Consider the following 24,353-nt stretch of genomic DNA (forward strand, 5'->3'; position numbering starts at 1 on the left):
GGAGGCGCGTGAGACGCTGGGCTGCAAAGTGCGCCGTCGGGATCGCCGCCTTAGCGATGGTCCCCGCGCTATCGGGTTGCTGGGACCGACGCGAGATCAACGACATGGCGTTTGTCACGGCGGTTGCGGCGGATCGGACCGAAGATGGAAAGTACCGCGTGACGGTTGAGGTGCCGCTGCCAGGCAAAATCTCCTCGGTGGGCAATCTCGGCGGCGGTGGAGGGGCGAGCGGAAAGAAGGCGTATTTCATCGACTCCACCGTCGGCGACACGTTTCGCCAGGCCAACGCGGACGAACAGCGGGCCATGTCGAGGCAGCTGTACTTCGCGCACATGCGCGTGTTTGTCTTCGGGGAAGAGCTGGCGCGCGACGACATCGCGCAGGTCATCGACGTGATGGCGCGGGTCCCGCAGAACCGGATGACCACCTATCTGCTGGTGAGCGACGGCTCCGGAGCGGACGTGCTGAACGCCGAGTCGACAATGGAGAAGACGCCGGCGGAGTTCCTGCGCGAGCTGGCGAGTCAGTCCGAACGCCATCCGCGCACGGTCAAGCGCGTGACCGAAGCGCTCCTCGCGGAGGGAGAGGATCCCTACATGCCGGTGGTGTCCGTCATCGAGACCGCGCCCGGCAACGACACGAGCAAACAGTCGTACGTCAAGCTCACGGGCATCGCGGTGTTTCGTGGGCCCAAAATGGTCGGCATGTTGAAGGGCCGAGAAGCAGACGGCGTCCTGTGGGCGCTCGGCGAGATCAAGCAGCCGACGGTGACGGTGGCTGCGCCAGGCGGTTCCGGCTACGTCTCCGTCATCGTGACCCGCTACCGCACTCGCGTCGCGGTGCAGCGCGAGGGCGATCGCGTCTCCTGCCGCATCACGGTCAAGGCGATGGGCACCCTCGCCGAAAACACGTCTCCGTACAAATACGAGGAGACAGAGAACCTGCCGAAGCTCGAGCGCGAGGCGTCGCGGGAAATTGCGGACGAGATCGCGTCGGGCATGACGGCGCTGCGCGAGCTGCGCGCAGACCCCGTCGGCCTCTGCAACCGCGTCTACCGATTGTATCCATCGCTCTGGCACGCGCGCAAATCGGACTGGCGCGAGTCGCTCTACGCCCACATCCCGGTGCAGGTGCACGTGGAGCTGGATCTGCGCAACACCGGCAATGCGACGTCTCCAGTCGCGGTGCCCGAGGAGGATTTGAGGTCGTGATCGTCAACTTCATTGAGGCGGCGGCGTTCATCGCGGCCCTGTGCGCGCTGCAGTGGAAAGAGTGGAAACAGGCCAATCGGCCCACGAAGATCGCCATGGTGGCCATGATGACCATGACGGCTGGGGTGTGGATCGTGTCGAACATCTTTCCGAACGCGCACACGTCCTTCTCCTGGCTGCCCAAGCCCTTTCACGTGAGGTGAATCGCGGATGAATCAGGTCTCCTCCCGGCAAGTGGTGCTGATGGGCTTTTGCTACGTCTTCTCCGCGACGCTCGTGACCTGGCCTGGACAGATCCTGCGATCCGCCAAACAGGACGCGTGGGTGGGCGTGCCCCTGTGCACCCTTGCCGTCCTGCTGGTGCTCTGGCTCACGGATCGTGCGCTGGCGCGAAACCCGGGGAAAGAGCTTCTGACGCTCTTTGTGGAGAAGTTCGGGTGGCTCGGCAAGGCGGTGCTCCTGGTGTACGTCCTGTTTTCGCTCGTGATCATGGCGAAGGACGTGCGGCTTGGGGTCGACTTCGTCAGCGTGGTCTTTCTGCCGATGACGCCGGCGCTCGTGGTGGGTGCGGTCATCATGGGCACGTGCGTCTTCATGGTGCGGGGCGGAATCGAGGTCATCGCGCGCATGACGGAGCTGTACCTGCCGGTATTCCTGCTTTTTCCGTGTTTTGCGGCGCGCTGCTCATTCCGGACCTGAGCTGGAAGTATCTTCAGCCCTTCTTCGAATACGGCCTGGAGCGACCGGCGGTTGGGGTGTGGTATGCGCTCAACGCCATCGGCAGCGTCACGATTCTGCCGCTGCTCTTTTCGCACGAGCGATTTTCGTTCCGCCAGGCCTGCGTCTCGCTCTTCTTTTCGTCGCTATTCCTCGAAGTTGTGCTCCTCATCTGCCAGCTTAACCTCGGCAGCCCACTCGCGGGGCACCTCATGTATCCGGCGTATGAGGCCGTGCGCGAGGTGCGCGTGACGGACTTTCTGGACCGATTCGACATTCTCATCGTGGGCATCTGGCTGCCGACCATCGTGATCAAGATGGCCCTGAACCTGTATTTCACCATTGCCTGCATACGCCAGATCGTCCCGCAGCTGCAGGCCGCACAGGTGGCGCCTTCGCTTGGCTCGCTCGCGCTCGTCGTGAGCCTGGGGCTGTTTCACTCGTCGACGGAGGTGGTGCCCGTCGACGACGTGTGGCCGGCCGTGGTCATGGCGCTCTGGCTCGTGGTGCCCGCGCTTGGGGCTTTCGTGGCGTCGCTCATGAGCCCAAAGCCAGGCGCGCGCCAGCCGAAGCCCCAGCGCGGGCCTTAGTCAGTACATCATCCGATCGTCGAAGTAGTACTTGAATTCCAGCAGGTTGTTGGACGGATCGATCAAGAAAAAGGTCTCGTGCTCCTCGATCAGGCCCTCGAAGCGGCGGGACAGATCGTGGTAAAACGGGATGCCGCGCTGTTTGGCGAGCTTGTACAGGTTGTCAAACTGCCGCTTGTCCCGAAACGTGACGCCGAAGTGCCGGGGGTACATGCTCACCTCGCGGTCCCAGCGATCCGACAGATGGCAGACGAGCTGGTCGCCGAAGAAATCGAGCGTGATCCGATCCGGGTACCGGCGCGCCAGCTTGCAGCCGAGCTTCGTGACGTAGAAGTCGTAGGCCTCGTCGAGATCGCGTGCAGGAATGGCCAGGTGAAAGACGTCGTTCGGATTTCGCATGCCAACTTAGCCTCCTCACGAATGCCAGAGCGCGGGCTCGGTGTCCGAGAGCGGGAGATCGCCGGTCTCGAACTGGAGCAACGTGTCGGACCGGAGCCCTCTGCGCAGGGTCTCCAAGGGGATGGCGTCGCCGATGGCCACGTTGCCGAGGTTCACATTAGGCCCGAGCTTGTCGATGAAGTACTTTTGCAGCGTCTTGTTGGGCGCCTCGAAGACGAGGCGATTCGTGTCGAGGGACGCCTCCAGGATCTCTTCGATGAGCCCGAAGCGCAGCTCCCCGTTTTCGCGGCAGATGCCGCTAGTGCCCGATTCGCGCGCCTCCGTGATCACATACGAGGCGCCCGCAGCCAGGTCCTCCCGGATGAACTGAATCCACCGGTGCGGCGGGAGGAGGAGCGACTGCTTCACGTCCTTGTAACCCACCTCACTCCACACCCGGAACCGGCGGGCAAATCGTTCGATGCACCGGGCCTTCTCCGAATTGGAGAGCGGCACCGTTCCGTTGGAGATCTCGACGTCTCGGCAGCCGTAGTGCAGACACATGGCCTCGTAGTCGTCGATCCGGCCCTGGATAAGAAACTTCTCAAACAGCGTGCCGCCGAAGAAGTAGGGGATGCCGAGCCGGTTCAGGACCTCGACTTTCTCCTCCAGCCTCGGCGTGACGAGGGCGGTGCCCCAGCCGAACTTCACGCCATCGATCCACGCCCCATTGGACTCCATGGCGTCTCGAAACCATGACACAGGGACCCCGTTGTCAATCACGACAGTGATGCCCTCTTCTCTCGGCTTCTCGGGCCGTTGCGGCAGGCTCAGCACATCGTTCCACCGCGTATCCATTGCCCATCCCCTCCACCGTGCGCGTCTCGCAGGTTTGGCTCGAGCATACGGGCCCAAGCTTGAATTCCGGTTGAAATGCGGCGGCTGGGGCCAGTTTATCAAAAAAAGTTCAAAAGGCGTTAGTCCCTATCGGGCCGGGTTGGGTTCGCCCGCAACGTCTCCTCGCCATTCACACGCGAGGTGCTTCGCAGAAAAACGGGATCGACCAAGCAGGAATTCTTCGTTTGCTGTCGAATATCTGTGCTTCGTAGCAAGAAAGCGCATCGCGGCGTTGGTTTTGTCGCGAATGCGCGAAACTTGGGGTTGTGGGGAGCGATTATGCGGATTTCATCCAAGTGGTTGACTGGAGCATCGGTGGTCGTTGCCCTGTCGTTCGCTGTGAGTCCCAAACCCGCCCATGCGGAAACGCTTTCGCAGGCGCAGCAGCAGCTCGCCCAGTTGCAGAGCCAGAAACGCGCCATCGAAAGCCGCCTGTCCGCGGACGCCGTGAAGGAGGAGACGCTGAAGAACGCCATTCGCGCGTACCAGGTCTCCATCGAGAACGTCCAGGCGCAGATCCAGGCCAACCAGGCGCGCATGGCGGCGCTCCGCCAGCAGGAGCACGAGCTCGGCATCCAGCTGCAGCAGAACGAGGCGCAGCTCAACCGGGCCGAGGAGGAGCTCGCGCAAATTGTGCGCGGTGAGTACGAGGATGGCAACGTATCGTACCTCGAGGTGCTCTTCAACGCCACCAGCTTTACGGATTTCCTCTCGCGGTTGTACGATCTCGCCATTGTCTCGAAGACGCAGAATCAGGTCGTGCAGTCGATCAAAGCGCTGCAGGCGTCCATCGTGCAGAAACAGCATCAGGTTCAGGCGGCCGAAGAGCAGGCGGCGCAAGTGGGGCAACAGCTGAGCCAGCTCGAAGCCATGGACGAATCCCTCAAGCGGGCGAAGCAAGTCAAGTTGAACGCGGTCCTGCAAGACATCGAGCAGGGCAAGCAGCAGCAGGGCATGCTCGAGAGCCAGATTCAACTCACGCAGTCGGACATCCAGGCCATCGAAGCGGCGACGGCGGCAGCCGAACAGAAGGAATCGAACGCGCAGTACGTGGCACAACAGCAGGCCGCGCTCGTTCCGGCTGATCCCAACAGCCTCATCGGCTACGCGGAACAGTTCTTGGGAACGCCCTATGTGTGGGGCGGCGAATCGCCGAGCGGCTTCGATTGCTCGGGCTTCACGCAGTACGTGTTTTCTCACTTTGGCATCCAAATCCCGCGGACGTCCGAAGAGCAGTTTGCCGTCGGCGTTCCGGTCAGCCAAAACGACCTCCAGCCGGGCGATCTCGTCTTTTTCAGCACTTACGCCCCTGGCGCGACGCACGTCGGCATCTACATCGGCAACGGCCTGATGATCGACGCGCAGGACATGGGCGTCTCCATCGACAGCGTCTTCAACTCGTACTGGGGTCCCAAGTACCTGGGCGCGCGCCGGTTCATCACGACGAGCGGTTGAGCGTGAAGCGCCGGCACAGCTCGCCGGTGCCTTCCGCGCGAAGGGCGTCCGCCGTCCCGCGCTGGGAAAGCGGACGCCCTTCTTTTGCCGCGTCGCGCGTGCGGGCGCCGTCGCGTTGCGCCCGGATGCTCGAGCCGCGCCGCTTGGCTTCCGGCAACATCACAGGCCTCGCCGCAGCTCGCGCAGCGTGTAAAACGTGTCCCGCCAGACGAGCCCGCCGCGGCGAACGGCCAGCACTGCCGATCGAATGAAGGCATAACTGTACAGCAGCATGCCGAGCGGCAAGATGAGAAATTGGTGCTTGGGCAGCCTCAAAAAGACCGCATGAAGCTCATATAAGATTCCCATGAGTACGAGACAGTACAGATACACCAGCCGATACCAACCCGGTCCGAAGACGGCCCCGGCGAAGGGCGTCGTGTAGAGTGCCATCATCAACACCATCGCGGCGGTCAACAGCGCCGCGGAGTAGTGAAAGGCCGGCAGCGGCGCCTTCTCCATGCCGACGAGCATCGCACGGAAGCTGGGATACCACTCGATTTCAATCATGTCCTGCGCCACCACGAATCGCTGCCGAAACCCGTGCAGCTTGATGAGTTTGCCGAGGTGGAGATCGTCGTCAGGGCGCAGGCTGATGGCCCGGTGCGTGCCGATGCGCTCGTACGCCTCTCGGCTGACGAGGTTGAACGCGCCAATCCCGGCGTGTGCGCGGGTGCGCCTGCGGTATGCGCTCTGCGGCCGTTTGAACAGCACGTAGTTGAAGATGTACATGGCCGTCAGCAGCTTCAGCGCGTAGCCGGACGCGATGAGCCTCGGCGCCACCGTCAGGTGATGCAGCCGGTGCGCGTGGACGTAGGCCATCGCCCGTTCCACCGCGTCGGGGTAAAACCGCACGTCCGCGTCCGCAAACAGCAGCCAGTCGCCGGTCGCGCGCATCGCGCCCGAATACAGGGCGTGGTTCTTGCCCAGCCATCCTCGCGGCAGCTCCCGGATGTGGACCGCCACCACCCGCGGATCCCGGGCTGCCATCCGGTCCATTACCTCGCCTGTGCCATCCGTCGACCGGTCATCGACCGCGACAATCTCGAGGTCTGGATATGTCTGGCGCAGAAGCGATTCAAGGGTGGTCTCGATGTGCGCCCGCTCGTCGCGCGCGGCCACCACGACGCTTACGCGGCCGTACGACGGGGGGCTCGCTCGCGCCGCATCGCGTGGCACAAGGCGCGGTGTCCGCACCAGGTCCGGGATAGTGCGGAGAAAGATGGCTGTCCACACCACGGCGCACAGGACAGGCAGCCACGCCGCCCGCGGAAGCGCGTGCGCCAGCCAAGACCACGCGAAGTTCGAGAACATCGGAACACTCCCCCTTTCGCCCCGCGGGGGTCCACAACTTTATGGTAATCTAGACGAGGGGCACAGTCCAACAAATCCTGCCTGCCCTCTTCATTGTACGCTCATCCCATCGCGCCCGCACGGCGCGGGTGGCTCTGCATCGCAAAGGACGAGGTTATCGTATGCGATTTTGGAAACGCGAAGAACTGACGGAAGAGGAGCGCCGCTGGCGCCGGCGCCAGTTTCGCACGCACGTGATCTACACCATGATCTTTTTGTCGTTCACAAGCCTCCTGCTGCGCGCCGCGTACGTGCAGATCTCGAACGGCAAGGCGTATCGCCAGGCCGAAGTGAGTATTCCCAAGGCGCGCATTCCGGTCCTGCCGCAGCGAGGCTGGATCTACGATGCCAACGGCCAAATCCTAGCCTGGGACAAGCCGTCGTTGTCCATCGTGATGAACCGGTATTCCACCACGTCGGATGCGACGTATCGGCGCCTCGCGAGCGCGCTGGCCCCCGTTCTCCACCAGACGCCGGACGCGCTCTATCGCCTCATGAAGGCGGACTCCGGAACCATCCAGGTGACGCTCGCCAAAAACGTATCGCTCGCTCAGGTCGCCTACGTGGTGGAGCACCAGTCCGAGCTCCCGGGCGTGCAGGTCATCCAGGACTACATCCGCGAGTACCCGTATGGCGATCTCGCCGGGCAGGTGTTGGGCTACGTCGGCCCCATCACGGCGGAGAACGTGAGCCGGTACCAGGGGTATCTGTACAGCCAGAAGGTCGGCGAGACCGGGATCGAGGAGCAGTACGAGCCGCTCTTGCAGGGCAAGCCTGGGTATGAGCTCGTGACCATCAACAGCGCCGGCAACGCCATCGCGGAGGCGGGGGAGATCTCCCCGCAGAACGGCGACAACCTGCAGCTCACGCTCGACGGCCACGAGCAGGCGTGCGCGCAGATGATCATGCAGAACATGGTCCAGAAGGCGAGCGATAAAAACGCCATCGAGAACGCCGCGGCCGTCATGCTCGACGTGAAGACGGGCGGCGTGATCGCCATGGTGAGCTACCCGTACTTGGACCCGAACTGGTTCACGCTGGGGACGCTCGCCCAGCACGCGCACTACGCGTCGACCTCGGGCGCCCAGGTGAACAACGCCATCGCGATGGTCAACTATCCGGGATCGACGGTGAAGCCGGCCAATCTGATCACCGCCATGAAGGCGGGGCTCGTGAACCCGCAGACGACCATCCAAGACGACGGGTACATCTACATCGGCAAGTCGCGCAAGAACGAGGACGAGGGATTTGCGTTCGGCGCGGTCGATCCGGTGGAGGCGCTCACGGTGTCGAGCGACGTGTTTTTCTATCAAGTGGGGCTGTGGCTCGGCAAATGGTTTGGATCGAGCGCGACACAGGGCGGATCGTGGCCGGCGGAAGACGGATCGTACCAGCATTACCTGAACACAGATCTGGCCAAGGGGATGAACGCGCTGTTTCAGGGCGAGGTGGACTTTGGGCTGGGTTACAAGACGGGGATTGACCTGCCGTACGAGAGCGACGGCGCGTTCTACATCCTCGACTCGCGCCAGGGCAATCGGCAGGTGACGTACGATCTAAAGGCGAGCGAGCGGTCCATCGCGAAGACGGGGGAGTACGTGAACTACGGATCGCCGGCGAGCCTGGCGGACGCGGCTATCGGCCAGTCGCAGATGTTCACGCCGCTTCAGCTCGCGGAATACGCGCTCACGCTCGCAAATCGAGGGGTCCGGTTGAAGCCGCATCTGCTGCAAGCCGTGTATGGCCCCAACGGGACGCCGACCAACGGCGCCAAACCGGTGTCCACCGTGAAGCCCAAGGTGGAGGGACGCGTGAGCGCGGCGGATTGGCAGTGGGATCTCGTCGAGCGCGGGATGCTCGGCGTGACGACGAGTCAAAACGGCACGGCGTACGGCGCGTTTGCGGGCGCCCCGTATCAGGTCGCGGGCAAGACGGGGACGGCGCAGATCATGCTCGGCGGCAAGCCGACCGACAACTCGGTGTTCATCTGCTATGCGCCGGCTGATCATCCGCAGGTGGCGGTGGCCGTGATGGCGCCCGGAGGCGGGTATGGCGCGCAGTTTTCGGCTGTGATCGCCCGGCAGATGCTGGATGCCTACTTCAACGAGCATCACGCGCCGTTCATGCCCAAACGCGGGTGGACGGATACCTCCATCCCGGCGAACTGGAAGACGTCTCCCGCGTATCAGATCCCCGAACAGAGCCCGTAGGTTTGGATAGAGTTGGCATGGAGCGGTGAGCATGAGGCAGCGCGTCCGTGGGACACTTCACCTGACGAAGTTTTGGCGGAGGTGTCCCGATGAACGCAAGGCGGCTTCTCCTCATCCAGGTGATCATCCTCGTGGTCATCCTCGCGGCCGGATTTGTGGCGTACTATGTGTACCACCAGTCGACCCTCTATTTGAAGACGGACGACGCCCAGGTGTCAGGGCGGCAGATTGTCATCACGGCGCCGGCCTCCGGCGAACTCACGTCCTGGAACGGAACGGAAGGCGCGCGGTTTTCGGCCGGGGACGTGATTGGCACCATCAGCGTGCCTGGCGCGAAGGGCGCGGCGGTGAGCGTGACGGCTCCAGAGACGTCCACCATTGTGCAGAATCATGCGGTGAATCACGAGTTCGTCGTGGCGGGGACGCCGCTTGCGTACGCGTACAACCTGAACGATCTGTGGGTCACGGCGAACATCAAGGAGACGGACATCAGTGACGTGCACGTCGGGCAGAACGTGGATGTGTACGTGGATGCGTTCCCCGGCACGTCGTTTCAGGGCGTCGTGCAGCAAATAGGCCTTGCGACCGCAGCCACGTTCTCGCTGCTCCCGCAGACGAACAACAATGCGAACTTCACCAAGGTGACCCAAGTCATTCCGGTGCGCATCAGGCTTCAGACCTACACGGGGCAACTGGTGCCCGGGATGAGCGCGACGGTGCGCATTCACAAATGAGGGGGTGGGTGCATGAACGGCGGAGAGATGACGGCCGGCCGCCCGCCTGAGCCCGGGCCCGGCGGGCCGACGGGTGAGCCGGTGCTGCACAAGGGGCCCATCCTGTTTTCGCTCATTCTGGGCGCATTTGCGGCCATCCTCAATCAGACGCTCTTGAACGTGGCCGTGCCGAAGCTCATGGCCGACTTCAATGTATCGGCGAGCACGGTGCAGTGGCTGTCGACCGCCTACCTCTTGACCAACGGCATTGTCATCCCGCTCACGGCCTACCTCATCGGCACGTTCACCACGCGCCAGCTGTTCCTCGGGGCCATGTTCCTGTTCGGCATCGGGACGCTTTTGTGTGCGCTGGCGCCGGATTTCCCTGTCATGCTCATCGGGCGGATCGTCCAGGCGGCCGGCGCGGGGATCATGATGCCGCTCATGATGACGGTGATTCTGAACCTGTATCCGCCCGAGACGCGCGGGCGCGCCATGGGCACCATCGGCATCGCGATGTTCTTTGCACCCGCGGTCGGGCCGACGCTTTCCGGCTGGATTGTGCAGAACGCCTCGTGGCGCGTGCTGTTTTACATCGTGCTACCTGTGGCCGTGATCGATCTCGTCGTGGCCTCTGTGTTCCTCAAAAACGTCACCGAGCGGACGTTTCCGAAGTTCGAGGTGTGGAGCTTTATCGCGTCCACCATCGGGCTCGGCTCGCTGTTGTATGGCTTCAGCGAGGCGGGCAACAAGGGCTGGGGCGCTGCGGAAGTGCTCGTGAGTATCGCGGTGGGGGTCGTCTTCCTCATTTTGTTTGTGGTGCGGGAGCTGACCTCGGCGCATCCGCTCTTGAACCTGCGAGTCTTTCGGTACGGCGGGTTCACCATCGCGGCCGCCGTGAGCTGCGTGGCGAACATGGCGATGTTCGGCGGATCGCTCCTCACGCCCATCTACGTGCAGGACGTGCGCGGCTATTCGGCGCTCGACTCGGGGCTCATCCTGTTGCCCGGCGCCATTCTCATGGGCATCATGTCGCCCATTTCTGGCGCATTGCTCGATAAGATCGGGATTCGGCCGCTCGCCATCGTGGGACTGGTCATCACGGTCATCACCACGTGGCAGTTGGGCCACGTCAACCTGCAGACGCCGCTTGCGGATATCATGTGGATTTACACCCTTCGCATGTTTGGGCTGAGTTTCATCATGATGACCATTATGACGGCGGGGCTCAACCACCTGCCGCGGCAGTACAACAGCCACGGCACGGCGGCGGCCAACACGGTGCGGACCATCGCGGCGTCGCTCGGGACATCGCTGCTTATCACCATCATGACGGATCGGTCCAACATGCACTATCAGCAGCTCGTCAACTCGGCGAACATGGGGAATCCGTTTCTCAACCTCACGCTGTCCCAGTTCGCGGAGGCGCTTCGCGCGATGGCGCCGATGACGGCCGAGCAGGCGAAGGCGATAGTCGCGTACCTGTTGTACGGCCAGGCGCAACTGGTCGCGACGGTGGAAGGCATCGACGACAGCTTTCTGGTCGCGGCGGGCATCGCGCTCGTGGCCCTCATCCTGTCCCTTTTCCTGCGCAACGTCAAACGGCAGGATGCCGTTGCCCCGAGGGCTGCAGCGCCCTCGCCGCCCGCGGTGCCGGACGCGCCGCGCCGGAGGGCGGTCGTCGTCCGAAGGACGCTTCGCCCGCGGCCGGAATCCTGAGGCCGCGCGTGAACCGCGGATCCTCAGGCGCGCGTGAAGTCCGCGGGCGCTTCAAGCCGGCGGATGCGCGCGAGCGCCTGCGCAGCCCGCGCCCATCCGGCGGCATTGCCGATGTCAAACCGCTCTCCGGCCACATGCCGCGCGTAGACGCCGTCGGGAAGGAGGAGGCGGAGGGCGTCGGTGAGTTGAATCTCGCCCTTCGCACCGGGCTTCACGTCCGCCAAGGCGTCAAAGATGCGCGAGGTCAAGGCATACCGGCCCATCATGGCGACGTTGGACGGCGCCTCAGAAGCGGCCGGCTTTTCCACCATCTCGGTCACGCGCCCCCCTTGACCGATGCCCACCATCCCGTACTGATGCACCTCGGCGAGCGGCACCTTCTGCGTCCCGACGATGGCCGCCCACGTCGCGGGCGCGCCGCGCGTGAGCTGAAGGAGCGGAGGCGTTTCGGCCAAGAAGAGCTCGTCCGGCAAAAGCACGTAAAACGCCTCTCCGAGGACGGCTTCCTTCGCGCGGCGCACCGCGTCACCCAGGCCGAGGGGCTCCTCTTGCACCACCCACTGCACCCGGACGCGCCGCTCGCCTGGACCGCGCTCCCTCGCCCACGCCTCGAGAAAATCCCTGAGCAGCGCCTTGCGCGGGTGAATGACCACCACCAGGCGCTCGACGCCCGCGGCCAGCGCCTCTTCCAGGGCATAGGCGATGGCCGGCGTATTGAGCACGGGGAACATCTCTTTGGGGATCCACAGGGTGGCCGGCCGGAGCCTCGTGCCGAGCCCCGCTGCCGGAATCACGGCGCAACCGATGTCCATCGGACTCATCCTCTCCTCGCATTTCTCTCACTCGCAATGTCCTCATCATGATGCTTCGCGAGCCTGAAGAGCACCTGAACCCACGCTGAAACTCCGCCCAACCCGCGCGACCCACCCCATCCTCAGGAACCTTTCAGCTTGTGCTCAAACGCACTTCAGCTTGTTCCCGCATGATGGGCCCGCAACCACACGTGGGACAGATGGGGAGTGGAGTGACATTGGAGACCAGGCGCCGATGGACTTGGGACAAGGGCGTGCTCGCGGCGATCGCGGCCGCAGCGTTGTTCCTCAATCTGTACGCGCTCAACAAGGAGGGTTACGCCAACGAGTACTACGCGGCCGCCGTGCGCAGCATGCTTGAGAGCTGGCACAACTTCTTCTTTGCCTCGTTCGATCCCGGCGGCTTCATCACGATTGACAAACCGCCGTTCGATTTCTGGATCCAGGCCGCGTTCGCGTACGTCCTTGGCTTTCACGGTTATGCGCTGATCTTGCCTCAGGCGCTCGCGGACGTCGGTTCGGTCCTCTTGATGTTTGCGCTCGTCAAGCGCCACTTCGGCAAGGTCGCGGGGCTCATCGCGGCGGCGGTGATGGCCCTGACGCCCATCGCCGTGGCCGTGAGCCGCACCAACCAGGTGGACGGGCTGCTTGTCTTTCTGATGCTCGTCGCCACCTGGTTCTTGTTCCGCGCCATCGAGACCCACAAGCTTCGCCACTTGATGGGCGTCGCCATCTTCGAGGGGCTCGCGTTCAACACGAAGATGATGGAGGCCTATCTCATCCTGCCCGCCATCTACGTGGGCTACTTTGTCGCGTCCAAACTTCCGTGGCGCAAGAAGCTCGCCTATCTCGGTGCCATGACCGTCGTGTTAGGCGCCATCTCGTTCAGCTGGGCCACCGCGGTGCAGCTCATGCCGGCGAGCGAGCGGCCGTACGTGGGCAGCACCTCGGACAACAACGAGTTCACGCTCATCTTCGGCTACAACGGCGTCAACCGGTTGACGGGCAACATGAGCGTGGGCGGGCGGAACTTTCGGATGGAGTTCGGCCGCTTCCCCGGCGCAGGCGAATTCGCCCGCCACTTCGGCGGCGGATCCGCCGGATTTCCCGGCGCCGCAGGATCCGGCGGCTCGGGCGGCTTCGGTCCCGGTGCGGGGACGGGCGGCTCGGGCGGCTTCGGTCCCGGCGCAAGTTCAGGAGGCGCGGGCTCCGGTTCCACCCGCGGCTTCCCCGGCGCAGGTCCAGGCGGCTCACCGTCGTTCCCGTTTGGCAGCGGCGAGTTCCGGCGCGCCTTTGGCACGGGTGGCTTTGGCGGTCGCTTCGGCGGCGGATTCAACCGCGGCGGCTTTGGCGGCGGTGGCATGTTTGACACCGGCACGCGCGGGGTCCTGCGCCTCTTCCAGGCGCAGCTTGGGCCGCAGATCGGCTGGCTGTTGCCCATCGCCTGCCTGTCGCTCGTGCCGCTTTTCCGCAACGTGCGCTGGAAGCGGCGGCGGGAGCTCACCGAGCGCGAGCGAGCGGCCGTCTTCTGGACCGCGTGGCTCATCCCCGTCGGCGCGTTCTTCAGCATCGCGGGCTTTTTCCACCAGTACTACCTCATCACCCTGGCGCCCGCCATCGCGGCGCTCGTGGGCGCTGGCCTCACCACCATGTGGCGCGATTTTCGCGAGGGCGGCCGCTTCAAGTGGTATCTCGTCGGCGTGGTCCTGCTCGATCTCGTCTACGAGTGCCTGATGGTCCGGAGCTACCCGACCGTGCGCGACGCCCTCATCGCGGTGACGGCTGGGCTCGCCGTGATCGCCGCGGCGCTCGTCCTTCTGCCGCGCGTGTCCGGGCGCTTGCGTCGCGCAGGCGCGGTGGTAGGCCTGTTGGCGCTCCTCGCCGTGCCAGGATACTGGTCGCTCACGCCCGCGCTCTACGGCGTCAACGGCACGATGCCTGCGGCGGGCCCTGCCGGATCGTCCATGGGCGGCATGGGTGCACGAGGCCGCACGAACGAAAACGACAACGTCGCGCAGTATGAGAAGCTCATCCGGTACCTCGTGGCGCATTACGAGCCGTCGAAGGGCTCGTTCCTGGTGGCCACGCTGAATGCACAGCCGGCCGAGCCCATCATCATCGCGACGGGGCTGCCAGTCATGGCCATGGGCGGTTTCTCGGGATCGGACGCGGCCATGACGGTGTCGAAGCTCGCCAAGCTGTGCGAGGAGGGTAAGGTCAAGTACTTCCTCATCGACGGCGGGGGATTCGGCGGCCGCGGCAACAGCCAGCTCGTGGCGTGGATCGAAAAGCACTGCAAGCTCGTTCCGGCGAGCGTGTGGGGCGGCGTGTCGCAAAGCACGTCGAACCAGCGGGAGGGGTTCGGTGGCTTTGGCGGATTTGGCGGTACGGGAGGGCTTGAACTGTATGTCTACACAGGCCAGACCCAGTCGTGAGTGGCTCGTCCGGGCTGAGCGGAGCGCCCTCGCGCACCCGCGCGAGTGGGACCGCAAGGGGCCGAGGCCGCGAGGCGGCCTCCTCTCCGTGGTGGTCCCGGTGTTCAACGAGGAGGACGTGATCCTCGCGACGCACGAGCGGCTGACCGGCGTCCTCGACGCGATTCCGCTCTCGTGGGAGATCCTGTACGTCGACGACGGCAGCCAGGATGGGTCGCCTCAACTTCTGGATCGGCTGGCGGACGCCGATCCGCGCGTGCGCGTGCTGCACTTCTCGCGCAATTTCGGCCATCAGCTGGCCATCACGGCGGGGATCGACGCCGCGCATGGCGACGCCGTCGTCGTGATCGACGCGGATCTGCAGGATCCGCCGGAGGTCATCCCAGAGCTCGTCGCGAAGTGGCGCGAGGGGTACGACGTCGTCTTCGCGCGGCGCGCGATGCGCGTTGGGGAGACGTGGTTCAAGCGCGCCACCGCGGCCGCCTTTTATCGCGTGCTCAATCGCTTGACCGAGGTCGAAATCCCTGTGGACGTGGGCGACTTTCGCCTCATGGACCGGAGGGTGTGCGACGTGCTCAGGGCACTGCCCGAACACCACCGGTTTGTGCGGGGGCTCGTGGCCTGGATGGGCTTCCGGCAGGCCGAGGTGCAGTACATCCGCCAGCCGCGCCTTGCCGGAGAGTCGAAGTACCCCCTCCGCCGCATGATGCGCCTCGCCATGGATGCCGTGACGTCTTTCTCCACGCTCCCACTCCGTTGGCCGCTCTACGCCGGCGCGGTGGGCGTGGTGCTCGGCTTCGCGGCAATGGCGGCGTTTGCGGCGCTCACGGCCGTCCACGGCGACGTCCTCGATCTCCTGGGGCTCGCGCTCTCGGCCCTTTTGGCCTGTACCGGCGCCGTCCTCGCGGCGGTTGGGCTCTTGGGGCTCTACCTTGGCACCGTCCTCGACGAGGTGCGGGGCCGGCCGCTTTACCTGGTCGATCGCGCCGTCGGCCCCCGTGGGGAGGCGTCGCCTCGTGAGTGAGTCGCCTTTGCGCAGGCTCGGCAGATGGCCAGGGTGGGCGTGGTTTCTCGCGTGCGCCTTGGCGTCGCTCGCCATTCAGTTGCTGCTTGCCGCCACCACGCGCGGCTACGTGGCGGATCAGGCCATCTTTCTCCGCTGGGCCGAGGAGGTGCGCGCGTGGGGCTTGTCGCGCGCGTACGAGGAGGGCGGGATCGACTACCCGCCCTTGTACTTGTACGTGCTCGACGTCTACGCGCGGCTTGCGTCGGCCGGGCACCTGAACGTGCGCCCGGGGACGTTGTGGGCCAAGCTGCCTGGGGTCATCCTGTACGCGGCGTTCATGCCCCTCATCTGGCGCCTGTCGAGGGGGCTTAGCGAGGACAAGCGGCGGTGGGCCATCGCCACGTACTGCCTGAACCCGGTCCTCATCTTCGACACCGCAGTCTGGGGGCAGGTGGACGTCCTCGACGCGACGCTCGCGCTGGTCGCCGTGTGGCTGGTCGCGAGGCGGCCGCTTCTCGCGGGCGTCGCCTTCGGCCTCGGGCTCGCGGCGAAGTTCGAGACCATCGTCGTGCTGCCGGTCCTCGTGGGCGCCGCGCTTTTCGTGCCAAACCGCGTGCGGCGTGTGGCCGCGATGGCGCTCGGCGCTCTGATGCCGCTCGCGCTCTCTGTCCTTCCGCTTGCGGGCGGCGGGCTGTGGCCCATGATTCGCTCCGCGTACATCGGCACCACCAGCGAGTATCCGTACCTCAGCATGAACGCCATGAACATCTGGTTTGACTTGTTGGACGCGTCGCCGTACATCTCGGACCGCTCCACGGCGCTCTTGGGCCTCAGCTACAAGGACGTGGGGCTTTTGCTCCTCACCGCGGCCTGCCTCGCGGCCCTCGCCTATCTGGCGCGATCCCGCCGGGCGCTTCCCGTGAGGCTGTTGATTGCCGCCGGCTTCGTCAGCTTCTCGTTTTTCATGCTGGCGACCGAGATGCACGAGCGGTACGTGGTGCTCGCGGTGGCGCTCATGGCCTGGCTCGGCGCCCTCGACAAGCGGTGGCGCGCCGTGGCCGCGGCCGTCGCGTTCAGCGCGTTCTGGAACCTGTGGGTGGTGTGCTTTGGCGCGGTGAACGCACAGCAGGACGCGTGGATGGTCTACCTGAACCTCGCCGCGTACGGGGCCATGGAGGTCATCATGGTGCGGGAGGTTCGACGTCGGCGGACGGTGCGGCCTGCTCCCGAAGCAATCGAATGAACGAATTCCCGCCTGTCGCGAGGTCGTGTTCCAGCGCTTCGCGCAGGCGCTTGGCGAGGCCCGGATGGGCCCCGCCGGTTGCGATGGACAGCGAAATCGCGCCGAGCTGGACGACGCTGGCAAAGTCGAGATCGCTATCCGCGGCGTCATCCGCCCGATTGCACCAGATGCCGCGAGCTTGCGCCTCCTCGCGCACCTTCGCGTTGACCGCCGCATCGTTGGTCGCCGCGATGACGAGAGTGAAACCGGCGAGATCGCCCGGTTGGTAGGTGCGGGGGATCCAGGTTGCGAGGCCCATCTGCACGAGGCGCTCGGCCTCGGGGCAAAGCGCGGGGCTGATGATGGTGACCCGTGCGCTGGCTGCGGCCAGGCGACCAGCGCGCCTCGCGCCCACGCCCCCTCCGCCCACGACGGCGCACGGCATGCCGCGAGGCTTTAGCCAGATGGGGATGCGGTCTGCGGCAGAAGGTCGCGGTTGTCCAGGACGGGGGACGAGGTCCAACCGATGCTCACCATCCTTCAGCCACGCCGCCGTAGCGGCTGATGGCCATCTCGTGGATGATCCGACGCTCATCTGGCTGGAGATAGGCCATCGTCAATTCTTCGACAATCTCCTCATGGCATCGTCATACTGCAGAAACGCGCGGGTCGCGATTTCGCGAATGAGATCGTGGTGGTTCCCCTTGGCCGTGACGGTCCTTTTCATCGGTTCACCCGCCTCGCGGGTTGGGCGTGTGCTTCGCCATCTGCCTCATCCCTCATTCGCGTTCTCATCGATGCGCGCCACGAGTCGTGTATCCATCAGGTGCGAAGATCCGTTCACTGCCATCGTACCAAACGGGCATCCGGGCGTCTATGCAGGTTCTCCACGCTCGATGTCGCCGGATCGACAGACCCGTTCAACCCGCCGCCCAATCACCCCAAAATCCGATTGACATTCTGGTTCAACGCGATTAACGTGGAGGTACGGTGGAATGTCGTAAAAACCAATTGGATTTTGGGGTGAATATCCATGGCTGTGACCCTGGAACAGGCGGCGTGGATCGACGAACTGGCCGCGGCCTATGAAGAGGCGCGACCGGAGGACATCTTGCGCGAGGCGCTGAGCAGGGTGCCCAACATCACGTTTGCGTGCTCGTTCGGCGCCGAGGACATGGTCATCCTCGACATGCTCATGTCCATCGATCGCGAGGCCGACGTGTTCTATCTGGATACGAACGTGCTCTTTCCCGAGACCTACGAACTGATTCAGCGGGCCGTCGAGAAGTACGGGATTCCGAATCTGCACCAAGTGCTCCCGAAGCTGACGCTCGAGGAACAGGCCGCGCAGTACGGCGACGCACTCTGGAGCCGCGATCCGAACCTGTGCTGCAAGATTCGCAAGGTCGAACCCCTCGCCGATTTTCTCGCGGGTTACGACGGCTGGATCACCGGCATCCGGCGCGAGCAGGCGCCGACGCGGCGCAACGCCAAGGTCTTCGAATGGGACGCCAAGTTCCACATCGTCAAGGTCAACCCGCTCGTGCGCTGGACGCAGAAAGACGTGTGGAACTACATCGTCGAGCGGGGCGTCCCCTACAATCCCTTGCACGATCGCAACTATCCGTCGATTGGTTGCCTGCACTGCACGCGTCCCGTGAAACCGGGCGAAGACCCGCGGAGCGGCCGCTGGGCCGGCTTCGACAAGACCGAGTGCGGTCTGCACGCCGATTCGTGAGGGGGTGCGAGCGTGTCGGAGGAGAAGCTGTCCAAGGTCGAGATCATCAAGAAGAACAGCCGCTTCCTGCGCGGGCCGCTTCAGGAGGAGCTGCAGAACGACGCCTCCCACTTCACCGAAGAGGCCGTACAGGTGCTCAAGTTCCACGGCACCTATCAGCAGGACGATCGCGACCTGCGCCGGGAACTCGTCAAGCAGGGCAAGGAACGTCATTACATCATGATGATCCGCGCGCGCATCCCGGGCGGCGTCCTGAACGCGGATCAATACCTCGTGTTCGACCGCTTGGCCGACGAGTACGGCAACGGCACCATGCGCATCACCACGCGGCAGACGTTCCAGCTGCACGGCGTGCTGAAGCGGGATCTCAAGTCCACCATTCGCCGGATCAACGAGGCGCTCATCACGACGCTCGGCGGCTGTGGGGACCAGGTGCGGAACACCGTCGGCTGCGCGCATCCGCACCAGGGCCCGTTTGAGGAGGCGGTTCGCCGGGATCTGCTCCGGCTCGTGGACGAGACGAGCGCCAAGACGAACGCGTACCACGAGATCTGGCTCGACGGCGAGCGGGTGGACCCGGAGCTGGACCGCGAGCGCGAGACCCTGTACGGCGAGATGTATCTGCCGCGCAAGTTCAAGATTGGCTTCGCGTACGAGGGCGACAACTGCTCGGACGTGTATTCGAACGACATCGGCATCGTGGCGCACCGAGACGGCGACGCCGTGGCCGGGTACACGCTTGTCATCGGCGGCGGCATGGGCCGCACCGCGAGCGACAAGGAGACCCATCCCGCCCTCGCCAAACCGTTCGCCTTCGTCGCGCCGGGCGATCTCGTCGACGTGGTGAAGGCCATCATCACCATCCAGCGCGATCACGGCAACCGCGAGAACCGCAAGTTTGCGCGGATGAAGTACCTCGTCGAATCGCGCGGCGTCGACTGGTTCCGCGAGGAGGCGGAGCGGCGCCTGGGGAGAAAGCTCGCCCCGCCGCGCGAACTCGTCTGGCGCTCGTCGGACGATCACCTCGGCCGCATCGAGGACGGCGACAAGGTGCACCTCGGGCTGTACATCGAGAACGGGCGCATCGCCGACAGGCCCGGGTTTCCGCTCAAATCGGCGCTTCGGGATGTCATCGCCAAGTACCGCCCGACCGTGCGCCTGACGACACAGCAAAACCTGATCCTGGCCGATCTCGCCCCGCAGGACGCCGACGCCCTCGAGGCGGAACTCGCCGCCCGAGGCATTCGCCTGCCGGACGCGTACTCGCCCGTGAAGCTTCGGTCGATGGCCTGCCCGGCCATGCCGACCTGCGGGCTCGCCATCGCGGAATCCGAGCGCGTGTTCCCGAAGGTCGTCGAGCGCCTCGAAGCCCTTCTCGCGGAGCTCGGCCTCGCGGATGAGCCCATCACCGTGCGCATGACCGGCTGCGCCAACGGCTGCGCGCGGCCGTACATCGCGGAGATTGGCTTCGTCGGCCGCGTCATCGGCAAGTACGACATCTTCCTCGGCGCCAACGTCGAAGGCACGCGCCTGAACACGCGCTTCCGCGAAATGGTGCCGTTTGACGATCTCGTCCCGACCCTCCGCCCGCTGCTCGAGCTGTACCGCGACGAGCGGCTGCCCGGCGAGCGGTTCGGCGACTTCTGCCAGCGCGTCGGGATCGAGCGGCTGAACCAGGCCGTCCCGGTCTCGTCCTAACACCGCCGCGCACCGAAGAGAAACAGGGAGGCGATGCACATGGCCTACGGCCGCGTGGCGCTTGTCGGCGCCGGCCCCGGCCATCCGGGGCTTTTAACCGAGCGCGCCCGAGCGCTCGTGGAACAGGCGGATGTGGTGGTCTACGACAGGCTCGTCTCGCCGCGCCTCGTCATGCACGCCAAACCGGACGCCGCCCTTTTGTACGCCGGCAAGGCGCCGGGCTGCCACGCGCTCAGGCAGCGAGACATCGAGGCGATGCTCGTGGATTTGGCGCGCGATCACGCCCTCGTCGTCCGCCTGAAGGGCGGCGATCCGCTCGTGTTTGGCCGCGGCGCCGAGGAGGCGGCCGCCTTGCGCGCGGCGGGCGTGCCGTTCGAACTGGTGCCGGGCGTCACGTCGGCCGTGGCCGTGCCTGCCTTCGCGGGCATTCCCGTGACGCTAAGGGGCGTGAGCCGCTCGTTCGCCGTCGCCACGGGGCACGCGGGCGACGGGCTTCAAACCCATCTCGACGCCCTCGCGGGGGCGGAGACGCTCGTCCTGCTCATGGGCGTCGCCGAATGGCCGCGGATCGCAGAAGAGCTCGCGGCGCGGGGCGTCTCGCCCGACACGCCGGCCGCGATGGTCGAGTGGGGCTCTCGCGCCAAGCAGCGCTCGGTCCGCGCGACGCTCGCCACGCTGGCCGCCGAGGCCAAGCGGCGGGAGATTGGCTCGCCCGCCGTGATCATCATCGGCCACGTGGCGGCCGACGCCTCGCTCGGCGCGTGGTTCGAATCCCTGCCGCGCTTCGGGGAGCGCCACCTGATCTTTGCCTCCTCCATGCGCGAAGCGCTCGCCCACGCGACGCAGCTCGAGGCCGAAGGGGCCGAGGTGATGGCCTGCACGTGGGATCGGGCGCGGGCGGTGCGCGTGGCCGAGATGGAGGCCGCGGTGTCCATGGCGGCGCAGGGCAGGTCCGTGGGCTTTGCGCTCCGCACGGCGCTCGGCGTCGAGGCGTGGTACTGCGCCGTGCAGCGCGCGGGGTTGGATCTGCGCCGGCTCGGACACGTCAAGCTCGCCGTTGTCGACGGCTACGTCGCGCAGGCTGTGCGAGAGCGCGGATTGGTGCCGGATGCCCGCTCGCTCGGCGAGATGGCGCGGCTGCCCGTGGAGGTGTGGTTCGTGGAAGCGCAGAGCGGAGGCCGCGATGCAGACGCGGAGGCGGCCTGCGCGGCGAGCGGCGCCGACGTGCGCTCGCTCCACCTCCTGGAGCCGCGGCTCGCACCGGCCGTGCCGGAGCGCTGGCGCCCGTGTTTGCGGGCGTGGCGCGATGTCGTCGCCGAGTGGCTCGCCGACGGCCCGGCCGAGCGATGGGCGCTTGGCGATCCCGCCCTGGTGCGCCCGCTCGCCGTCGAGGTGGGGCTCGGCGGTGATGCGCTGCGCCGGGCCGATGCGTTCGGCCTCGCGGCCGCCGAGGCGGCGTACGGCGCATGAAGCGGGGAGGCGCAACGATGCTCTTCGTCGGCCACGGGACGCGGCTTGAACGCGGCATGCATCTGTGGCACCAGTTCGTGGACGATGTCGTGAAGCGTGCGGGGCTTTCGGAGCATGGCGTCGCGCGCGCGTTCGTCGAGATCGACCGGCCGGATGTGACAGAGGCGCTCGTGGCCCTTTCTCGCGCGGGCGTGCGGCGGGTGCACGGGGTGCCGCTCTTTCTCTTTTCGGCGGGGCACATGCAGGTGGATCTGCCAGAGGCGGTGGCGCGCGCGGAGGAGCGGGTGGGGCGGCTTGACATCACCTGGAGCCCGCCGTTCGGGGACGAACCTGCGCTCATCGACGTCGCGGTCGATCGCGCCAAGGAGATTGCCGCGCGCATGCCGGAAGGGGCGGGAGTGGTGCTCGTGGGGCGCGGCAATCGGGACGAGGGCGCGCAGCGCGCGTTTGCGGAAGTGGCGGCGAAGATCGGGAGCCGCATGGGCGCACCGCTGGTCCACGGCTACCTGGCCGGCACGGGCCGCAAGCTGGAAGACGCGCTCGAGGAACTGTGGCGCAGGGGCTGCCGGCACATCGTCGTGGTGCCGTACCTGTGGTTTCCAGGGCTTCTCACGGAGGGGCTTCCGGAGCGCGTGAACCGGTGGCGTGGTGCGAGGGACATCTCGTTTCAGGTGGCCGAGCCGCTTGGGCGAGATCCGCGGCTCGTAGCGCTCGTGGCCGAGCGGGTGCGGCGCGCGGCGGATGGCCACGACGTCGGCGTCGGCACCTTGGCGTGAAGTGGCCTTGCCCATCCGCACGCGAAAGGGGCTGACCCATACCCTCTCAGACGGCGGGGATGGGGACAGCCCCATGGGTTCACCACCAGTATCCGGGATAGCCGTAACCGTAGCCATACCCGTAGCCGTAATACGGATACGGTCGGGCTATGGTCGCGCCGAGCGCTGTCCCCAGCGTGAGGCCGGTCAGCGCGCCGAACGCGAAGTAGGCGACGGGGGCGTACACCGTCTCGATGTCCCCGCTTTGCGCCTCGTTGAGCGTCGAAAACCGCTCTTCCGCTTGACCCGCCGAATGGGCAATCGGTCGCACGTTCAGAAGATAGATGCCGTGATCGCGGACGCTGTGCAGGATACCGTGATACCGGCGGCCGTTCACGTGGTAGACGATGACAGGCCGTCCGACGTATTGCTTTGCAATGGGATACAACGGATGTGGCATGGCCCTACTGCCTCCTTTCGCCTCAGCGTATGCCGAGACGGCGTACGCCGAAGCGACAGCCGCCCATGCCGCCCCGAGGCCACGTGGGCACGCGGTCACGCGAACACGATGGTCTTGTTGCCGTGCACGATGACTTTGTCCTCCAGGTGCCACTTCACGGCGCGGCTCAGTACGGCTCGCTCCACCTGGCGACCTGCGATGCGCAGGTCGAGCGCCGTGAACCGGTGATCCACCCGCATTACGTCCTGTTCAATAATCGGGCCCTCGTCGAGTTCCTCGGTCACGTAGTGGGCCGTCGCGCCGATGAGCTTCACCCCGCGCTGATACGCCCGCTGGTACGGATTCCGCCCGATGAAGGCCGGCAAGAACGAGTGATGGATGTTGATGATGCGCTGCGGGTAGTGCTCGAGAAACGACGGGCTCAAAATTTGCATGTACCGCGCGAGGACAATCACGTCGATCTGACCGGCCATGAGGGCGAGCGCTTTCGCCTCGGCCTCCGGCTTGTTCTCCGGCGACACGGGAATGTGATGGTACGGAATACCGAGGCTTTCCACGAGGGGCCTCGCGTCCTCGTGATTCGAGATGACCATCTTGAGCTCCGCGTCGAGCAGGCCGTCCTGCCATTCCCACAAGAGCTCCTGCAGGCAGTGCAGTTCCCGAGAGACGAAGATGGCCATGCGCTTTTTCTTGCGCGCGGGATGATACCGCCAGCGCATCTGGTATTCCTCGGCCAACTTCGCAAAGTCGCGGCAGAGCGCCTCCTCGCGGTTGGGCAGATCTTCGAGTTCGAACTCCACGCGCATGAAGAAGTCGCCGCCCCAGGGCGCCGTGGAGTGTTGTGCAGATTCGGCGATGTTGGCCCCGCACGAGGCGAGAAACTGCCCGATGGCGCCGACAATGCCGATTCGGTCCGGGCACGAAATGAGCAGGCGACCGCGATTTTCCCGAGATGTCATCCTCTTGCCTCCAGCCCCTCCAAGCCAAGCTGTTTTTGCTTCTCCGCGCTGAGCACCATCATCTTGGCCGTCGACGACGCCTTCAGCTCGCCGTCCTCGTTTTCCACCGCGGCTTCCACGACCAAGAGCCGCGACGAGACCTTGGTCGGTTTCGCCCAGACGCGAAGGCGTTCGCCGACGTGGACGGGCTTCTTGAACGAGATGTTGAGCTCGGCCGTGACCGTCACGAGCCCCATGAAAAACGGCACGTAGGCGGACGCTTCGTCGAGCAGCGTGCACGTGATGCCGCCGTGCTGGACATTCGGCCAGCCGATGTGATGCTCCTGTGTCTGGAAGTGGCAAACCACGCCGTCTCCATCTCGCTCAAAGTGCATGTGGAGGCCGTGCGGGTTGTCCTTTCCGCAGGCGAAACAGTAGTCGAACCCCATGGTGCACCTCCCGCATCTGTCTCTGTCAGACCACTTGTTCTATTATGACAGCCGTTCCCGCCGGTGGGCAACCGCAGGCAGGAGAAGG

At 65.3% G+C, this 24,353-nt stretch carries 24 protein-coding genes; 15 read left to right on the top strand and 9 right to left on the bottom strand.

Annotation, left to right across the window (positions count from 1 at the left end; all coding sequences use genetic code 11):
- Positions 1-8 precede the first annotated feature (8 nt).
- The 4 genes from AS26_RS03710 to AS26_RS14615 are packed head-to-tail and all read left to right on the top strand — an operon-like array spanning position 9 to position 2,518.
- Positions 9-1,211 carry a Ger(x)C family spore germination protein gene (locus tag AS26_RS03710; RefSeq protein ID WP_245629591.1) on the top strand — a complete coding sequence of 401 codons (1,203 nt, stop codon included), beginning with the start codon at positions 9-11 and terminating at the stop codon, positions 1,209-1,211.
- A complete protein-coding gene (locus AS26_RS03715; RefSeq protein WP_062306226.1) occupies positions 1,208-1,414 on the top strand; it encodes a hypothetical protein in 207 nt (68 codons plus the stop codon). Before AS26_RS03710 ends, AS26_RS03715 begins: the two co-directional genes overlap by 4 nt.
- A 7-nt stretch (positions 1,415-1,421) precedes the next feature.
- The gene (locus tag AS26_RS14610; protein ID WP_245629592.1) at positions 1,422-1,910 is read left to right on the top strand and encodes a GerAB/ArcD/ProY family transporter; all 489 of its coding nucleotides are present in this window, start codon (positions 1,422-1,424) and stop codon (positions 1,908-1,910) included.
- Positions 1,877-2,518: a GerAB/ArcD/ProY family transporter gene (locus tag AS26_RS14615; protein WP_245629593.1), complete on the top strand. Its 642-nt coding sequence runs from the start codon at positions 1,877-1,879 to the stop codon at positions 2,516-2,518. The genes AS26_RS14610 and AS26_RS14615 overlap by 34 nt, the downstream gene beginning before the upstream one ends.
- Here AS26_RS14615 and AS26_RS03725 read toward each other — a convergent pair whose 3' ends face one another.
- Both AS26_RS03725 and AS26_RS03730 read right to left on the bottom strand, forming a co-directional pair.
- A complete protein-coding gene (locus tag AS26_RS03725) occupies positions 2,519-2,917 on the bottom strand; it encodes a VOC family protein (RefSeq protein ID WP_062306228.1) in 399 nt (132 codons plus the stop codon).
- A 15-nt stretch (positions 2,918-2,932) separates the two neighbouring features.
- Positions 2,933-3,754 carry a phosphosulfolactate synthase gene (locus tag AS26_RS03730; RefSeq protein ID WP_062306229.1) on the bottom strand — a complete coding sequence of 274 codons (822 nt, stop codon included), beginning with the start codon at positions 3,752-3,754 and terminating at the stop codon, positions 2,933-2,935.
- Positions 3,755-4,072: 318 nt separating this feature from the next.
- Between AS26_RS03730 and AS26_RS03735 the strand changes: the two genes are divergently transcribed.
- Positions 4,073-5,248: a C40 family peptidase gene (locus tag AS26_RS03735; RefSeq protein ID WP_062306231.1), complete on the top strand. Its 1,176-nt coding sequence runs from the start codon at positions 4,073-4,075 to the stop codon at positions 5,246-5,248.
- Here AS26_RS03735 and AS26_RS14165 read toward each other — a convergent pair.
- A complete protein-coding gene (locus tag AS26_RS14165) occupies positions 5,232-5,408 on the bottom strand; it encodes a hypothetical protein (RefSeq protein ID WP_157068438.1) in 177 nt (58 codons plus the stop codon). The genes AS26_RS03735 and AS26_RS14165 overlap by 17 nt on opposite strands.
- Positions 5,408-6,601, bottom strand: a complete 1,194-nt coding sequence (locus AS26_RS03740; protein WP_062306232.1) for a glycosyltransferase family 2 protein — start codon at positions 6,599-6,601, stop codon at positions 5,408-5,410. The genes AS26_RS14165 and AS26_RS03740 overlap by 1 nt, the downstream gene beginning before the upstream one ends.
- Before the next feature lie 161 nt (positions 6,602-6,762).
- Between AS26_RS03740 and AS26_RS03745 the strand changes: the two genes are divergently transcribed.
- The 3 genes from AS26_RS03745 to AS26_RS03755 all read left to right on the top strand — a co-directional run bounded on the left by AS26_RS03745 (position 6,763) and on the right by AS26_RS03755 (position 11,282).
- On the top strand, positions 6,763-8,850 hold the full coding sequence (locus AS26_RS03745; RefSeq protein ID WP_062306234.1) for a peptidoglycan D,D-transpeptidase FtsI family protein: 2,088 nt from the start codon (positions 6,763-6,765) through the stop codon (positions 8,848-8,850).
- 89 nt (positions 8,851-8,939) lie between these two features.
- On the top strand, positions 8,940-9,584 hold the full coding sequence (locus tag AS26_RS03750; protein WP_062306235.1) for an HlyD family secretion protein: 645 nt from the start codon (positions 8,940-8,942) through the stop codon (positions 9,582-9,584).
- 12 nt (positions 9,585-9,596) lie between these two features.
- The gene (locus AS26_RS03755) at positions 9,597-11,282 is read left to right on the top strand and encodes a DHA2 family efflux MFS transporter permease subunit (protein ID WP_062306237.1); all 1,686 of its coding nucleotides are present in this window, start codon (positions 9,597-9,599) and stop codon (positions 11,280-11,282) included.
- 23 nt (positions 11,283-11,305) lie between these two features.
- On the opposite strand, the gene AS26_RS03760 is transcribed toward AS26_RS03755, so the two are convergent.
- Positions 11,306-12,094, bottom strand: a complete 789-nt coding sequence (locus tag AS26_RS03760) for a sugar phosphate nucleotidyltransferase (protein ID WP_062306238.1) — start codon at positions 12,092-12,094, stop codon at positions 11,306-11,308.
- 212 nt (positions 12,095-12,306) lie between these two features.
- Between AS26_RS03760 and AS26_RS03765 the strand changes: the two genes are divergently transcribed.
- Genes AS26_RS03765 through AS26_RS03775 form a run of 3 tightly spaced genes read left to right on the top strand, consistent with a single transcriptional unit; the run spans position 12,307 to position 16,778 of the window.
- Positions 12,307-14,529 (top strand): glycosyltransferase family 39 protein, encoded by a 2,223-nt coding sequence (locus tag AS26_RS03765; protein ID WP_245629594.1) that lies wholly within the window; start codon positions 12,307-12,309, stop codon positions 14,527-14,529.
- Positions 14,501-15,553 (top strand): glycosyltransferase family 2 protein, encoded by a 1,053-nt coding sequence (locus tag AS26_RS03770; protein WP_083515971.1) that lies wholly within the window; start codon positions 14,501-14,503, stop codon positions 15,551-15,553. Before AS26_RS03765 ends, AS26_RS03770 begins: the two co-directional genes overlap by 29 nt.
- A complete protein-coding gene (locus AS26_RS03775) occupies positions 15,546-16,778 on the top strand; it encodes a glycosyltransferase 87 family protein (RefSeq protein WP_062306242.1) in 1,233 nt (410 codons plus the stop codon). The genes AS26_RS03770 and AS26_RS03775 overlap by 8 nt, the downstream gene beginning before the upstream one ends.
- On the opposite strand, the gene AS26_RS03780 is transcribed toward AS26_RS03775, so the two are convergent.
- Positions 16,717-17,280 (bottom strand): precorrin-2 dehydrogenase/sirohydrochlorin ferrochelatase family protein, encoded by a 564-nt coding sequence (locus AS26_RS03780; protein ID WP_062306244.1) that lies wholly within the window; start codon positions 17,278-17,280, stop codon positions 16,717-16,719. The two genes, AS26_RS03775 and AS26_RS03780, sit on opposite strands and share 62 nt — an antisense overlap.
- A 510-nt stretch (positions 17,281-17,790) precedes the next feature.
- Here AS26_RS03780 and AS26_RS03785 point away from each other — a divergent pair.
- From AS26_RS03785 to AS26_RS03800, 4 genes are read left to right on the top strand one after another with little or no spacing between them, the layout of a single operon-like run.
- Positions 17,791-18,495 carry a phosphoadenylyl-sulfate reductase gene (locus tag AS26_RS03785; RefSeq protein WP_062306245.1) on the top strand — a complete coding sequence of 235 codons (705 nt, stop codon included), beginning with the start codon at positions 17,791-17,793 and terminating at the stop codon, positions 18,493-18,495.
- A gap of 12 nt (positions 18,496-18,507) precedes the next feature.
- Positions 18,508-20,193: an NADPH-dependent assimilatory sulfite reductase hemoprotein subunit gene (locus AS26_RS03790; protein ID WP_062306246.1), complete on the top strand. Its 1,686-nt coding sequence runs from the start codon at positions 18,508-18,510 to the stop codon at positions 20,191-20,193.
- A 39-nt stretch (positions 20,194-20,232) separates the two neighbouring features.
- Complete coding sequence (gene cobA / locus AS26_RS03795) at positions 20,233-21,663, top strand: uroporphyrinogen-III C-methyltransferase (RefSeq protein ID WP_062306248.1); 1,431 nt, start codon at positions 20,233-20,235, stop codon at positions 21,661-21,663.
- 17 nt (positions 21,664-21,680) lie between these two features.
- Positions 21,681-22,439, top strand: a complete 759-nt coding sequence (locus AS26_RS03800) for a sirohydrochlorin chelatase (RefSeq protein WP_245629595.1) — start codon at positions 21,681-21,683, stop codon at positions 22,437-22,439.
- 79 nt (positions 22,440-22,518) lie between these two features.
- On the opposite strand, the gene AS26_RS03805 is transcribed toward AS26_RS03800, so the two are convergent.
- From AS26_RS03805 to AS26_RS03815, 3 genes are all read right to left on the bottom strand, one after another.
- A complete protein-coding gene (locus AS26_RS03805; RefSeq protein WP_062306251.1) occupies positions 22,519-22,878 on the bottom strand; it encodes an LSm family protein in 360 nt (119 codons plus the stop codon).
- A gap of 95 nt (positions 22,879-22,973) precedes the next feature.
- Positions 22,974-23,837: a formyltetrahydrofolate deformylase gene (gene purU, locus AS26_RS03810; protein ID WP_062306253.1), complete on the bottom strand. Its 864-nt coding sequence runs from the start codon at positions 23,835-23,837 to the stop codon at positions 22,974-22,976.
- The gene (locus AS26_RS03815) at positions 23,834-24,265 is read right to left on the bottom strand and encodes a PaaI family thioesterase (protein ID WP_062306254.1); all 432 of its coding nucleotides are present in this window, start codon (positions 24,263-24,265) and stop codon (positions 23,834-23,836) included. The genes purU and AS26_RS03815 overlap by 4 nt, the downstream gene beginning before the upstream one ends.
- Positions 24,266-24,353: the final 88 nt, after the last annotated feature.

The organism is Alicyclobacillus sendaiensis NBRC 100866 (genome assembly GCF_001552675.1).
In the GTDB taxonomy this organism is placed as follows: domain Bacteria; phylum Bacillota; class Bacilli; order Alicyclobacillales; family Alicyclobacillaceae; genus Alicyclobacillus; species Alicyclobacillus sendaiensis.

What these genes read in the sequence shown, in the direction of transcription:
- AS26_RS14610 (WP_245629592.1), top strand. Translation starts at nt 1,422, where the DNA reads ATGAATCAGGTCTCCTCCCGGCAAGTGGTGCTGATGGGCTTTTGCTAC.
- AS26_RS03725 (WP_062306228.1), bottom strand. Translation starts at nt 2,917, where the DNA reads ATGCGAAATCCGAACGACGTCTTTCACCTGGCCATTCCTGCACGCGAT.
- AS26_RS03730 (WP_062306229.1), bottom strand. Translation starts at nt 3,754, where the DNA reads ATGGATACGCGGTGGAACGATGTGCTGAGCCTGCCGCAACGGCCCGAG.
- AS26_RS03735 (WP_062306231.1), top strand. Translation starts at nt 4,073, where the DNA reads ATGCGGATTTCATCCAAGTGGTTGACTGGAGCATCGGTGGTCGTTGCC.
- AS26_RS14165 (WP_157068438.1), bottom strand. Translation starts at nt 5,408, where the DNA reads ATGTTGCCGGAAGCCAAGCGGCGCGGCTCGAGCATCCGGGCGCAACGC.
- AS26_RS03740 (WP_062306232.1), bottom strand. Translation starts at nt 6,601, where the DNA reads ATGTTCTCGAACTTCGCGTGGTCTTGGCTGGCGCACGCGCTTCCGCGG.
- AS26_RS03745 (WP_062306234.1), top strand. Translation starts at nt 6,763, where the DNA reads ATGCGATTTTGGAAACGCGAAGAACTGACGGAAGAGGAGCGCCGCTGG.
- AS26_RS03750 (WP_062306235.1), top strand. Translation starts at nt 8,940, where the DNA reads ATGAACGCAAGGCGGCTTCTCCTCATCCAGGTGATCATCCTCGTGGTC.
- AS26_RS03755 (WP_062306237.1), top strand. Translation starts at nt 9,597, where the DNA reads ATGAACGGCGGAGAGATGACGGCCGGCCGCCCGCCTGAGCCCGGGCCC.
- AS26_RS03760 (WP_062306238.1), bottom strand. Translation starts at nt 12,094, where the DNA reads ATGGACATCGGTTGCGCCGTGATTCCGGCAGCGGGGCTCGGCACGAGG.
- AS26_RS03770 (WP_083515971.1), top strand. Translation starts at nt 14,501, where the DNA reads ATGTCTACACAGGCCAGACCCAGTCGTGAGTGGCTCGTCCGGGCTGAG.
- AS26_RS03785 (WP_062306245.1), top strand. Translation starts at nt 17,791, where the DNA reads ATGGCTGTGACCCTGGAACAGGCGGCGTGGATCGACGAACTGGCCGCG.
- cobA (WP_062306248.1), top strand. Translation starts at nt 20,233, where the DNA reads ATGGCCTACGGCCGCGTGGCGCTTGTCGGCGCCGGCCCCGGCCATCCG.
- AS26_RS03800 (WP_245629595.1), top strand. Translation starts at nt 21,681, where the DNA reads ATGCTCTTCGTCGGCCACGGGACGCGGCTTGAACGCGGCATGCATCTG.
- AS26_RS03805 (WP_062306251.1), bottom strand. Translation starts at nt 22,878, where the DNA reads ATGCCACATCCGTTGTATCCCATTGCAAAGCAATACGTCGGACGGCCT.
- purU (WP_062306253.1), bottom strand. Translation starts at nt 23,837, where the DNA reads ATGACATCTCGGGAAAATCGCGGTCGCCTGCTCATTTCGTGCCCGGAC.
- AS26_RS03815 (WP_062306254.1), bottom strand. Translation starts at nt 24,265, where the DNA reads ATGGGGTTCGACTACTGTTTCGCCTGCGGAAAGGACAACCCGCACGGC.